This window comes from Streptosporangium sp. NPDC005286 (assembly GCF_040607515.1).
Classification (GTDB): domain Bacteria; phylum Actinomycetota; class Actinomycetes; order Streptosporangiales; family Streptosporangiaceae; genus Streptosporangium.
The window spans coordinates 1-12,473 of record NZ_JBEXGU010000071.1 but is presented as its reverse complement, the minus strand read 5'-3'; the positions used below and the strand labels follow the sequence as shown (position 1 = coordinate 12,473).

Below are 12,473 nucleotides of genomic sequence, written 5' to 3'. Positions count from 1 at the left end.
CGCCTCCTTCAGCTGTCCCTCTGGCCGCGCGCGTGTGCCGCCCGCCGCCTCATCAAGGCCACGCCGCCCAGCGCGCTACCGGTCACCATCACCGTTCCCGCGCCGAGAAGCCCCAGGCCGGAGCTCCCCTGCGGCGCCTCACCGGTCTGGGCCCCACCGCTGGGCGTGATGATCACCTGCGGCGCGGTCGGCGTGGGCCGGGTGGGGGTGACGGTGGCGGTCACGGTCAGGGTCGGCCTGGGCGTCGAGGTGGTCGTGTTGGTGCTCGTGCTGTTGACCCCGTTCGCCGGAGGAGTCGTCGTGCCGGTGTGGGTGGGGGTCGATGTGCCGGTGTGGGTGTTGGTGGGAGTGGGGGTCGGAGTCGTCGGCGTGACCGTGGGGCTCGGCGATCCGGTCCCCGTGCCCGTCGGGTTAGGCGACTGTGACCCGCCCGCCTCGGAGATCGTGACGTCCACCGAGACCGGATCGCTGACGAGCGAGCACGTGGCCCGGTACTCGTTCGGCGGGTTCTGCAGCTCCCTGGTGATCACCCGGAAGGCGTCAAGCTGTGCCCACTTGCCGTCCTCCAGGTTCTTGACCTCGATGGTGTGCTCGCCGTACTTGAGGCCGTTGAACCTCCACAGCGTGAGCCCACCCTCGTGGGCGGCGTTCGTCGGCGTGCCGTCGGGATTCTTCGAGGCGTCGACGAAGGACGGCGTGGCGTCCTGGCCGTCGATCCTGAACCCGACCTTCCCCGCTTCGTTGCTACGCCGGGCGACATACTCGATCCCGGTGCCGGTGAACGTGAAGGAGGCCCAGGAGTTCACCTTGTTCGTACGGTGGAGGTCGCGGCCGTAGTCGCCGATGCTCAGAGGCTCGGAGCCCAGGTACGCCCAGTCGGCCGCCGCATGGTAGCTCACCCGAGGATCGTCGTTGTTGACCATGACCTCGCCGGCCGGCGGTATGAAGTCCACGAACAACTTCCTGGGGCTGACCTTGAGCGTCCCGACCCTGTCGATGTGGGCGGAATCGGAGATCCCCTCGGGAAGCCTCAGAATGCTGCCCGGCTGGAGCTGATTGGTCTGGTCCAGACTTCCCTTCGGCTGCAGAACACCGACCCAGCTGCCGGAGAGCTGGGCGTTCCCGGTGACCAGGACCTTGCTCCCGGGGGCGAAGAAGTCGGGTGAGCCGAACCGGGTCGGATCCTGCTTGTAGCCGAGCTTCCAGCCGATGTTGAGCGGCTCGCCGACCTTGATCGTGGTGGGGATCGACACCTTCGTCCGGAGATTGACCGTGCTGCCGTTCAGCGCGACCCCTCCGGTGCACGCGTAGTCGACCACGAGTTCGGCGATGCCGGCATCGGCCGCTTCGGAGGGCAGCGCGACCAACACGCCGCCGACAAGGCACAGGGCCGAAACCCCGAGAGATCTACGGAGCCCAGATCGCCACCGAACCACTACATACTCCGATCACAAAGGCTGCCGTCAACGGGCATAGCCATAGCACACCGAGGGTAGATAGTACGGTTTGAACCATCTTCGGCGCAGCGAGAAATCGGGTACGTACGGAGACCGTGGCGCACTTGTGATCTGGATGTAAGTCCACAAACCACCGCAAGCCGCACTAGCGCCCCCCAGGCCGGGTGTACCCCGGAGTAACAGAATCGTATTCTGTGTCACGGACCCCTAGGAGGCACACAATGCAGCGAGACCTCTTCGAAGAGGAGCACCAGCTCTTCCGGGAGACAGTACGCGAGTTCCTGGCCCGCGAGGTGGCGCCCCATCATGCCCAGTGGGAGAAGGACGGCATCGTCCCCCGCGAGGTGTGGAAGAAGGCCGGAGAGATCGGCATGTTCGGCTTCGGGGTACCCGAGGAGTTCGGCGGGGCGGGGATCACCGACTTCCGCTACAACGCCGTGATCTCCGAGGAGGTCATCTCGACAGGCGCGTCCGGCCTGGGGTTCTCGCTGCACAACGACGTCATGGCGCCGTACTTCGTGGACCTCACCGACGACGAGCAGAAGGCGCGCTGGCTGCCCGGGTTCACCAGTGGCGAGCTCATCACGGCGGTCGCGATGAGCGAGCCCGGCGCGGGTAGCGACCTGCAGGGCATCAGGACGACCGCCGTGCGCGAGGGCGACCACTACGTGGTCAACGGCCAGAAGACCTTCATCACCAACGGCATCAACTCCGACCTGGTCGTCGCGGTCGCGAAGACCGACCCGGAGGCGGGCGCCCGGGGGATCTCGCTGCTGGTCGTCGAACGGGGTATGGAGGGCTTCACCCGGGGCCGCAACCTGGAGAAGATCGGCATGCACGCCCAGGACACGGCGGAGCTGTTCTTCGACAACGTCCGGGTCCCCGCGGCCAACCTGCTGGGTCCGCAGGAGGGACAGGGCTTCTTCCAGCTCATGGCCAACCTGCCGCAGGAGCGCCTGTCGATCGCGGTGATGGCGGTGGCGGCGGCGGAGACGGTCCTGCGGGCGACCATCGAGTACTGCAAGAGCCGCACGGCCTTCGGCCGCAACATCGGCAGCTTCCAGAACACCAGATTCGTCCTGGCGGAGCTGGACACCGAGGTGGAGATCGCCCGCCACTACGTGGACAAATGCATCCGGGCACTCAACGCCGGGGAACTCACCGCGGTGGACGCGGCCAAGGCGAAGTGGTGGACCACGGAGCTGCAGACCAAGGTCATCGACCGCTGCCTGCAGCTGCACGGCGGCTACGGCTACATGATGGAGTACCCCGTGGCCAAGGCCTGGATCGACAGCCGTGTCCAGACCATCTACGGCGGCACCACCGAGATCATGAAAGAGATCATCGGCCGCTCCTTCGGCTTCTGACCCGCCCCGGCCACCACACGGGAGAACCGCCGCCCTCGCGACGACGGGACAGCGGACCCCCGTGATCGGCCGGCCGGCGCCGTCACCCCTGGGTGATCTCCTGGATCTGGACGGCCACCCCGTCCTTGATCGTCACTTCGGCGAGGAGGACGTCACCCTTGCCGAGAGCCTTCCGCAGTTGCTCCACGGAGCAGTTGTGTGGGGCCTTCCCTTCCGTGCAGATCAGCCCCTGTGCGTCGAGCACGATCGTGTAGGGCAGCAGGAGGGCTTTCATCCCCTGGTCACTGGCGGGGGTCACCGTGATCGAGTCCGCTCCCCGCAGGGCTATCCGCCCCCGTACCGTGTCATCGACGCCCCGGCCTCCCGGCACGCTCACCGACGGCGACGACGTGGGAGGCGGCGTGGAAAGCTCCGTCGGTGAGGCGGAGGCGGGAGGCGACGGAACCGCGGAGACCTCGGGGGATGGGGTGACGGAGGCGGTCACGGTGACGGTCGCGGTCACCGAAGCGCCGGACGTACCGCCCGCGTCCGAACATGCGGAGAGACCTATGGCCAGGGCTGCCATCAGCAGGGCACGCGTTACCTTCGATGTCCTGTTCACGAAACGTAACGATCTCACGGGTTCCGGATCGCGGTTACCCGCCACGGAAGCGGCTCCGTCGACGCATACTGGTCAACGGAGACTTCCCGAGGGGGTGACGATGGACAGCGGGCTGATTCTGCTGATCTTCCTGGCGTTCCTGTTCGCCTGGGGCCTGAATCGGGTACGGCGCGCATTCCGGCTCGGCCCTGTCGCGTACGCCGGTGTCATGGTGGTGTTCGTCATCGCGATGCTGGCCATCTGGGGACAGTCGTTCCGCTAGGCGCAGGCCGGCATCCCGCCCTAGGCGGACGCCTCCAGCAGCACCCTCGCGACCAGCTCGGGATCGTCGGTCATCGGCACATGCCCGCACCCCTTGAGCAGTTTCACCCGCTGCCCCGACCATTTGGCGGCCCTTACCGCCTGCCGGCGCAAAAGCAGCCTGTCGTGCTCGCCCCAGGCGATCGTGACCGGCACCTTCGGCGGCGCGGGAGGCATCAGTCCCGCGAACGAGGCGAGGGTCTCGTCGAACCCCGAGGCGTCCTTGAGCGCCTGGAGAGCGGCGAGTTGCGCCTCAGGGGAGAGCCTGGCGGGGTGGGCGACCAGAAGACTCAGGGAGAGGCCGCGGATCAGCGGGTCTTCCGCGTGGGCCAGCGCCCGTTCGGGAGAAAGGTCACGGGCGGCGGCCCTGGTGATCCGCAGGATGGCTCGCGCGTACGCGAGCTCGCTACGGTTCCAGAACCCGGCGGGAGAGAGCGCGGTGGCCGAGCGGACCGCGGCGCGCGCGGCCAGTTCGAGGGCGACGTAACCGCCCAGGGAGTTTCCCGCCACATGCGGGTCGCGCAGGCCGAGCACCCCGAAGAAGGACTCGATCGCGTCCGCCAGGCTTTCGGCCGTGTACGGCGTGCCGGACGGCAGCGGCGGTGAGACCCCGAAGCCGGGAAAGTCGACGGCGATCACGTCTCGCTCGGCGGCGAGCCGGTCGAGCACCGGCAGCCATGCCTGCCAGTGATGCCCGATGCCGTGCAGCAGGACCAGGGGCGAGCCCGTCCCACGCCGTTCGAACGCCAGCTCCATGTTCCGAGTCAACCACCGATCAGACAGTTGTTCCAGCTCTGTCACGTGTTGTTCAGCGCGACCTGGTGGGGATCTCGAACCAGACGGCCTTGCCTTCCTTGGTGGGGCGGGAGCCCCAGCGCTTGGCGAGCTGGTCGACGAGATAGAGGCCCCGGCCGCCCTCGTCGTTCTCCCCCGCGCTGCGGATGCGCGGCAGCCGGAGGTCCTGGTCGAAGACCTCGACCCAGACGGACTCTCCGCCCCGGCGCAGCCGGAGGGTGAACTCCTTCTCATTGACGATCTCGTCTTCGAAGCCGGGGATGTCCCAGGACTCGTCGAACGACAGCGGAGGGCCGTCCATCGTCAGCTCCCTGCGCGGGACGCTGGCGCTGGCGGCGTGCAGCACGACGTTGGTGACGACCTCGGAGACCAGCAGGCAGGCGAGCTCGGCGCGCTCCTCGGGGACGTTCCAGCCGATGAACGCCTCCGAGGCCATCCGGCGCGCCTCACCCACCATGATCGGCTGGGCCGGGAAGGTGCGCTCCTCGACGGCCAGGTCCTCGGGGGCGGACCTGAGCACGAGAATGGCCATGTCATCGTCGATCTCGCCGGGCACCGCGATGGTGGCGGCGTCGGCGATGCGCTCGACGGAGGTGTCGCTGATCTCGATGAGCCTCTCGCAGAGCTGCCCCAGCGTCTCCTCGACGCTGGGCGGCCTGCCGTCCGCGTCGCGGATGGGGCGGCGGTCGACGAGCCCGTCGGTGTAGAGGAGCAGCGCGGCCCCGGGGGGCAGCGTCCGCGTCTCCTCCTTGTAGACCAGGTCCGCGTGCATGCCCTTGGCCCGGACTCCCAGCGGCTGGCCGACCTCGCGGATGTCGAGTTCGGTGCAGGTGTCGCCGATGAGCAGCAGCGGGGGGGCGTGACCGGCGTTGGCGAACGACAGCTGCCGCGACCAGGCGTCGTACACCAGATACTGGCAGGTGACGATGGGCGGGATGCTGATGTCGGCGCCGCTCTCGTCCTGCTCGGGGGTGGCGATGATGCGCGTCCACTCGTCGAGCCTGGCGAGGATCTCCGCGGGCGGTTTGTCGTCCTGGGCGAAGGCCCGCAGCGCCGCCCGCAGCTGCCCCATGACCGCCGCTGCCTTGGCGCCCCGGCCCTCGACGTCGCCGATGACGATGCCGACCCGGCCCGCCGAGAGCGGGATGACGTCGTACCAGTCGCCGCCGACCTGGGTCTGGATGCCCTGCCCGTGGCTGGCCAGGGGTGCGGCGGGAAAGTAGCGGACCGCGATCTCCAGCCCGTCGAGCTGCGGCAGCGCGCGGGGAAGAAGGTGCTTCTGGAAGGACTCCGCCGTGTGCCGTTCCTCCTCGAACAGCAGCGCGTTGTCGACGGCGAGGGCGACCCTGGTGGCGATCGCCCCCACGAAGTCACGGTCGAAGGCGTCGTAGTGCGGGCTACGCCGGTCGGTCAGGTTGGACAGCCCCAGGTACATCAGCCCGAGGGTCTCACCTCGCACGCAGAGCGGCGCCACGATGGCCGAGGTCATGCCGATCTCAGCGGCCAGGCGGGTGTTGGCCTCGCCGGGGCTGGGGTAGTTGGTCTGGGAGAAGTCCTCGACCAGGATCGTCTCCTGGCGGCGCAGCGCGATGTCGGCGTAGTGTCCCGCCGGATAGCGGATCTCCGCCCCGATCGGCGCCCAGGTGTTGGGCGGCGGGCTCCAACCCTGGACGTGTGTGGAGACCCTGCGGGTCAGCCGTCCCTCCTCCATCAGCTCGATGAAGCAGTGGTCGGCGAACTGCGGGACGAGCATCTCGGCGACGCGCTTGAGCGTCTCCTCGACGTAGAGCGATCCGGCGAGACGCTCGCCGATCCGCTCCAGCAGGCCGAACCGGTCCTTCTCCCGCTCGTTGCTGCGCATCGCCTCACGAGCGGTGATGACGATGCCCGTCACCGCTCCCGAGGGGTGACGCAGCGGCACGGCCTGGGCCCGTACGTAGATGATCGTCCCGTCGCCGCGCCTGACGTCGAACGTGCCCTCCCAGACACCGCCCTTGAGGACGTGCTTGGAGAGCTCGACGGCCAGCGGATGGTCCTTCTCCATGATGCCCAGGGAGAGGGACTGGTCACGTGGTCCCGATGTGCCCGGGCGCCCGAAAAGCCTTTCCGCGAAAGGGTTCCAGTAGAGCAGGTTGCTGAACCTGTCGGTGACCACCACCGCCATCTCAGCATGATCTAGGACGGAACCAGCCGTAAGGTGATCAGCGGCATCCTGGGAAACATCCCCCCACCGCTTCATCCGGTGACCGCCCTTCGTGGGCGGGTGTGTGCAAAGCGAACCACGGTTGCTCCTGCAGTCTCGGCCTGGGAGCGGAGGGACTCCCGAACGGGATCCAACCGAGCTAAGGGGCCTCGGTCAGCGTGTGGAGACGAAAACGTGCGCGGCAATCTCTCGCGGGAGATCCGCAAGAAAATTGTCCGCCTCGTCGTCACCTGTCACCCGCACACCGTCGTCGCTCACCGCGAGCGTTACCTCGCGTCCGGGTTGTATCCCAACTTGCTTGAGTTTAAGCATCACAGCCGGATCGCTTTGCACTTGTTCGCTAATTCGCCGCACGACAACGGGTATATCTCTGGGTCCGGCCATCGCGGCCATCGACGGCAGCGACTCCGACCGCCCGTCGGGAAGGCCCGAGACGCCAAGTTCCTCCAGGCCGGGGATCGGATTGCCGTGCGGGTCCTCCGTGGGGTTGTTGAGCAGGCTGACCAGCCTCGCCTCCACCGATTCGGACATGACATGCTCCCAGCGGCACGCCTCGATGTGCACATCCTCCCAGGGCAGGCCGATGACCTGGGTGAGCAGACACTCGGCGAGACGGTGCTTGCGCATGACGCGGGTCGCGAGAGTACGCCCCAGATCGGTCATGGTCAGGTGCCGGTCGCCCTCGACGCGAACCAGACCGTCGCGCTCCATCCTGGCGACCGTCTGACTGACTGTGGGACCACTCTGCTGGAGCCGCTCCGCGATACGCGCGCGCAGGGGGACGATGCCCTCCTCCTCCAGCTCGAAGATCGTACGAAGGTACATCTCCGTTGTGTCGATCAAGCCGTGTGCGGTCAAGGTTCCTCCCGTCCTCTCTCGATGCTACGTCCATCGCGCGGTGTTCCCGGGAGGGCGGCGCGGGACCTTGGAAGTTCGAAGACACGACCCTATTGGGAGAACGGCTCGTGATGGCAAAGGACAGCAACACCGGGGGCCGCCGAATCCTTCCCTAGCTGCTCAAACACTACTCGCGACCGGTTGATATTTTCTGAAGGCCGGGACGGCCAGCCCCACCGCGACCACGGCCACCGCACAGGCGATCCCACCGCCCACCCAGGCCCCCGTGGCCCCGAACCACGAGGCGGTGGCCCCGGCCCGGAGATCCCCCAGTCTGGGGCCTCCCGCGACCACCACCATGAAGACGCCCTGCATCCTCCCGCGCATGTCGTCGGGCGCGTGGGTCTGCAGGATCGTCTGCCGCCACACCGCGGAGACCAGGTCGGCGGCCCCGCCGAACGCGAGCAGCGCGACCATCAGCCACAACTGGTCCGCGAGTCCGGCCGCGGCGACGGTGAGCCCCCAGGCGGCGATCACGTACGTGAGCGCCATTCCCTGACGCCGGACCCGCCCCACCCAGCCCGACAGCACCCCGCCGAGCACCGAGCCGATGGCGATGCTGGCCGACAGCCAGCCGAACGCGACCAGCGAACCACCGAACCTCTCGGCCACGACCTCCGGAAACAGCGCCCTGGGCAGTGCGAACGCCATGGCGATGAGATCGACGACAAACGACATCAGCACCACTGGGTGCCCGCAGACGTAACGCAGGCCGTCCAGGACCGACCGCAGGCCTGGGCGCGTCACCTCGCCGACCGGTTCGAGTCTCGGCAGTCTCACCGCGGCGTAGAAGCCCGCGCCGAACAGCAGCGCGTCGATCAGGTAGGCGGTGGCGAAACCGCTCTGGGCGAGCACGACCCCGCCGATCAACGGCCCGACGACGGTGCCGAGGCCGCTCACCAGGAAGTTGAGGGTGTTGGCCGCCGGGATCAGGTCGGCCGGGACCAGCCTGGGGATGATGGCCCCCCTGGTCGGGCCCGTGATGGCGAAACCTGTGGCGTGCAGGGCCACGGTGGCCAGCAACAGGCCGACGCTCGTCGACCCGAGGGTCGCCTGGACCAGGAGCGCGAGCGTCCCCGACCAGGCGATCAGTGCACCGATGATGAGGAGCCTGCGCCGGTCGACGGCATCGGCGATCGCGCCGCCCCAGAGCCCGAAGACGACCAGGGGGATCAGGTTGGCGGGGCCGAGCATGCCGACCCAGAAGGACGACTCCGTGATGTCGTAGATCTGGGCGCTGACGGCCACCGAGGTGAGCTGGAAGCCGATGAACGACACACCCTGACCGGCCCAGAGTCGCCGGTAGGCGGGGATGCCGAGCGGGCGTGTGTCGGCCGCGTGCCTGCGGACGAAATTTCCGAACCCCACACCGCTCCCTCTCTACCGGACATATGTGGATATATCAGCAAAGAGGGGGCAGGGTGTCATGGGGCCAGGCGTTCGATGATCCAACCGGCGCCGGAGCGCCGGTAACGGAGGCGGTCATGCATACGGTCTGTGCGGCCCTGCCAGAACTCCATCTCGGCCGGCACCACGCGCAGTCCACCCCAGAAGTCCGGGATCGGCGGATCCTCCGGCCAACGCTCCGACAACTCCTCGTAGCGGGCGTCCAACTCGTCCCTGGAGTGCACGACCGCGGACTGCCGCGAGGCCCAGGCGCCGATCCGCGACCCGTAGGGCCTGGACCTGAAGTAGGCGGCCGACTCCTCCCGCGGCAGCCGTACCACCGCCCCCTCCACCCGTACCTGGCGGCGGATGGAGTGCCAGGGGAACAGCAGGGCGGCCCTCGGGTTCTCCGCCATGTCACGCCCCTTGCGCGACTCGTAGTTGGTGTAGAAGACGAACCCGTTCTCGTCGTACCCCTTGAGCAGTACGGTCCTGGCCGTCGGCCGGCCACCCGCCGAGGCGGTCGCCAGCACTGTCGCGTTCGGCTCGGGAAGCCCGGCGTCGACGGCGTCGCCGAACCAGGCGGCGAACTGCGACACGGGGTCGGGTGCGAGGTCCTCCTCGAGGAGAGGCAGTCCCTGGTACGTGCGACGAAGTCCCGCCATCGAGGGCGGTCGCGATGCGGCATCCACGGGAAGGTATTCTCCCGTGCCGAGCCGGAAGCCCGCTCAGCGCCCCCCACCTGCGGCGATCCCGCTTTGGTGGGTCCGGCGGCAGGCTGCCCCGGCTCAGGGGGTTGAATATGACCCGCCGGTATCTCGACATCAAGGCTTTGACTTCAAGAAAGGGAGGCGGCCGAAAATGTCCGACTTCAAACCCGGGCTCGAAGGCGTAGTAGCTTTCGAGACTGAGATCGCGGAACCGGACAAAGAAGGGGGCGCCCTCCGCTATCGGGGCGTTGACATCGAAGAGCTGGTCGGTCGCGTCTCCTTCGGGAACGTGTGGGGCCTGCTTGTCGACAACGAGTTCCAGCCGGGTCTGTCCCCGGCCGAGCCCTACCCCATTCCTGTCCACTCCGGTGACATCCGCGTCGACGTGCAGAGCGCGCTGGCCATGCTGGCCCCCGCGTACGGTTTCAAGCCGCTGCTCGACATCGACGACAAGGAGGCCCGCGCCAACCTGGCGCAGGCTAGCGTCACGGCCCTGAGCTTCGTCGCCCAGTCCTCGCGCGGTCTCGGGAAGCCGATGGTCCCCCAGAGCGAGGTCGACAAGGGCAGGAGCATCGTCGAGCGGTTCATGATCCGCTGGCAGGGCGACCCCGACCCCAGGCACGTCAAGGCCATCGACGCCTACTGGACGTCCGCCGCCGAGCACGGCATGAACGCCTCCACCTTCACCGCCCGGGTCATCGCCTCCACCGGAGCCGATGTCGCCGCGGCGCTGAGCGGTGCGGTCGGCGCCATGTCCGGCCCGCTCCACGGCGGTGCGCCCGCGCGCGTGCTGCACATGATCGAGGGTGTCGAGCAGGTCGGCGACGCCAAGAAGTACGTGCAGTCGGAGCTCGACAAGGGCCAGCGTCTCATGGGCTTCGGTCATCGCGTCTACCGTGCCGAGGACCCCCGGGCACGAGTGCTCCGCCGCACCGCCAAGGAGCTCGACGCACCGCGTTACGAGGTCGCCGCGGCGCTGGAGAAGGCCGCGCTGGAGGAGTTGCACGCCCGCAAGCCCGACCGGGTGCTCGCCACCAACGTCGAGTACTGGGCGGCGGTCATCCTGGACTTCGCCCAGGTCCCCTCATCCATGTTCACCTCCATGTTCACCTGCGCCCGCACCGCGGGCTGGGCCGCGCACATCCTGGAGCAGAAGCGCACGGGCAGGCTTGTCCGCCCCAGCGCCGACTACGTGGGTCCCCCGCAGCGCTCGGTCCACGACGTCCCCGGCGCCGCCGAGGCCGTCAGCTCCTTCTGAATTCCCGTCTTGTACGGCTGTCGCGTGGACGTCTCGCGCGACAGCCGTTGCCGTTCCCGGCTCTTCGAAACCCTCGCACCCCGCTCTCCCACCGGCCGTCATCCGGTTTCCCGCCCCCGCGATCACCTCGCCCGGCTCAAAACCATCCCACGTCTCGTCTCAAAATCCGGACCTCGTCCTGGATCGATCCGCGGGCTCAGTAGGCTGGTCACGTGGCTGACATCGTGATTCCCTCTGACATCAAGCCCGCCGACGGCCGTTTCGGCTGCGGGCCCTCGAAGGTGCGCCCCGAGCAGCTCTCGGCTCTCGCCGCCTCCGGCTCCAGCCTCCTGGGCACCTCTCACCGCCAGAAGCCGGTGAAGTCGCTCGTCGGGCGTGTCCGCGCGGGGCTGTCCGAGCTGTTCTCCCTCCCCGAGGGGTACGAGGTCGTCCTGGGCAACGGCGGCACCACCGCGTTCTGGGACATCGCCGCCTTCGGGCTGATCCGCGACAGGTCGCAGCACCTGAACTTCGGCGAGTTCTCCTCCAAGTTCGCCTCCGTGGCGGCCAAGGCCCCGTGGCTGGGCGACCCGACCGTGATCAAGTCGGAGGTCGGCAGCCACCCCGAGGCCAGGCTGGAGGAGGGCGTCGACGTCTACGCGCTCACCCACAACGAGACCTCGACCGGCGTCGCGATGCCGATCAGGCGGGTGGGCGAGGATGGCTCGCTCGTGCTCGTCGACGCCACCTCCGGCGCCGGCGGCCTGCCGGTCGAGGCGAGCGAGTTCGACGTCTACTACTTCGCCCCGCAGAAGAGCTTCGCCTCCGACGGCGGCCTCTGGATCGCCCTGATGTCCCCGGCCGCGCTGGCCAGGGTCGACGAGATCGCCTCAAGCGGGCGCTACGTCCCCGACTTTTTCAGCCTGCCGGTGGCCGTCGACAACTCCGCCAAGGACCAGACGTACAACACCCCGGCGGTCGCCACGCTCTTCCTGCTCGCCGAGCAGATCGAGTGGATGAACGGCAACGGTGGCCTGGCCTGGACGACCGCTCGCAGCGCCGAGTCGGCCCGGCGCCTCTACACCTGGGCGGAGAAGACCTCCTACACCACCCCGTTCGCGGGTCCGGAGTTCCGCTCCAACGTGGTCGGCACGATCGACTTCTCCGATGACGTCGACGCCTCCGCGATCGCCAAGGTCCTGCGCGCCAACGGCATCGTCGACACCGAGCCCTACCGCAAGCTCGGCCGCAACCAGTTGCGCGTCGCGATGTTCCCGGCCATCGACCCCGACGACGTCGAGGCCCTGACCACCTGCGTCGACTACGTGGTCGAGCGCCTGTAGTCCCGCTCCCTGGCGGTGCCGGGCCTGGTAGCAGGCACCGCCAGGATTCGTCCGGTGAGACCTCCGTTCCCGCGCGGGAACCTAGGCCCTGTCCTGCGGATCTTTTGCCTACTGCGGTCGGTCAGGCGGCGCCTCGCCGCGTTGTCGTCGGTCACCGCAGCACGCTGCGGCTCCCTC

The 12,473-nt window shown here is 68.3% G+C and carries 11 protein-coding genes; 4 read left to right on the top strand and 7 right to left on the bottom strand.

Annotated elements, in window-relative coordinates:
- Positions 1–8 precede the first annotated feature (8 nt).
- Positions 9–1,370: a hypothetical protein gene (locus ABZU75_RS24585; RefSeq protein WP_355558470.1), complete on the bottom strand. Its 1,362-nt coding sequence runs from the start codon at positions 1,368–1,370 to the stop codon at positions 9–11.
- Between the two features lie 308 nt (positions 1,371–1,678).
- Here ABZU75_RS24585 and ABZU75_RS24580 point away from each other — a divergent pair, with 308 nt between their 5' ends.
- Entirely contained in the window at positions 1,679–2,824 is a 1,146-nt protein-coding gene (locus tag ABZU75_RS24580; RefSeq protein WP_355558468.1) for an acyl-CoA dehydrogenase family protein, read from the top strand.
- An 82-nt stretch (positions 2,825–2,906) separates the two neighbouring features.
- Here the strand turns inward: ABZU75_RS24580 and ABZU75_RS24575 are convergent, their stop codons facing one another.
- Complete coding sequence (locus ABZU75_RS24575; protein WP_355558465.1) at positions 2,907–3,425, bottom strand: hypothetical protein; 519 nt, start codon at positions 3,423–3,425, stop codon at positions 2,907–2,909.
- A gap of 100 nt (positions 3,426–3,525) precedes the next feature.
- Between ABZU75_RS24575 and ABZU75_RS24570 the strand changes: the two genes are divergently transcribed.
- Positions 3,526–3,687 (top strand): hypothetical protein, encoded by a 162-nt coding sequence (locus tag ABZU75_RS24570; protein ID WP_169750261.1) that lies wholly within the window; start codon positions 3,526–3,528, stop codon positions 3,685–3,687.
- Between the two features lie 20 nt (positions 3,688–3,707).
- Here the strand turns inward: ABZU75_RS24570 and ABZU75_RS24565 are convergent, their stop codons facing one another.
- The 5 genes from ABZU75_RS24565 to pdxH all read right to left on the bottom strand — a co-directional run bounded on the left by ABZU75_RS24565 (position 3,708) and on the right by pdxH (position 9,698).
- Positions 3,708–4,481: an alpha/beta fold hydrolase gene (locus ABZU75_RS24565; protein ID WP_355558461.1), complete on the bottom strand. Its 774-nt coding sequence runs from the start codon at positions 4,479–4,481 to the stop codon at positions 3,708–3,710.
- 52 nt (positions 4,482–4,533) lie between these two features.
- Complete coding sequence (locus tag ABZU75_RS24560) at positions 4,534–6,759, bottom strand: SpoIIE family protein phosphatase (RefSeq protein ID WP_355558458.1); 2,226 nt, start codon at positions 6,757–6,759, stop codon at positions 4,534–4,536.
- Between the two features lie 117 nt (positions 6,760–6,876).
- Complete coding sequence (locus tag ABZU75_RS24555; RefSeq protein WP_355558455.1) at positions 6,877–7,581, bottom strand: metal-dependent transcriptional regulator; 705 nt, start codon at positions 7,579–7,581, stop codon at positions 6,877–6,879.
- Between the two features lie 159 nt (positions 7,582–7,740).
- Positions 7,741–8,988: an MFS transporter gene (locus tag ABZU75_RS24550; protein ID WP_355558452.1), complete on the bottom strand. Its 1,248-nt coding sequence runs from the start codon at positions 8,986–8,988 to the stop codon at positions 7,741–7,743.
- 56 nt (positions 8,989–9,044) lie between these two features.
- A complete protein-coding gene (pdxH, locus tag ABZU75_RS24545; protein ID WP_355558449.1) occupies positions 9,045–9,698 on the bottom strand; it encodes a pyridoxamine 5'-phosphate oxidase in 654 nt (217 codons plus the stop codon).
- A 169-nt stretch (positions 9,699–9,867) separates the two neighbouring features.
- Between pdxH and ABZU75_RS24540 the strand changes: the two genes are divergently transcribed.
- Together ABZU75_RS24540 and serC are read left to right on the top strand one after the other, a co-directional pair.
- The gene (locus tag ABZU75_RS24540; protein ID WP_350911291.1) at positions 9,868–10,974 is read left to right on the top strand and encodes a citrate synthase 2; all 1,107 of its coding nucleotides are present in this window, start codon (positions 9,868–9,870) and stop codon (positions 10,972–10,974) included.
- Between the two features lie 212 nt (positions 10,975–11,186).
- Complete coding sequence (gene serC, locus ABZU75_RS24535) at positions 11,187–12,296, top strand: phosphoserine transaminase (RefSeq protein WP_355558445.1); 1,110 nt, start codon at positions 11,187–11,189, stop codon at positions 12,294–12,296.
- Positions 12,297–12,473 lie beyond the last annotated feature (177 nt).

Coding starts and splice junctions, on each gene's coding strand:
- ABZU75_RS24580 (WP_355558468.1), top strand. CDS start 1,679: ATGCAGCGAGACCTCTTCGAAGAGGAGCACCAGCTCTTCCGGGAGACA.
- ABZU75_RS24570 (WP_169750261.1), top strand. CDS start 3,526: ATGGACAGCGGGCTGATTCTGCTGATCTTCCTGGCGTTCCTGTTCGCC.
- ABZU75_RS24565 (WP_355558461.1), bottom strand. CDS start 4,481: ATGGAGCTGGCGTTCGAACGGCGTGGGACGGGCTCGCCCCTGGTCCTG.
- ABZU75_RS24560 (WP_355558458.1), bottom strand. CDS start 6,759: ATGAAGCGGTGGGGGGATGTTTCCCAGGATGCCGCTGATCACCTTACG.
- ABZU75_RS24540 (WP_350911291.1), top strand. CDS start 9,868: ATGTCCGACTTCAAACCCGGGCTCGAAGGCGTAGTAGCTTTCGAGACT.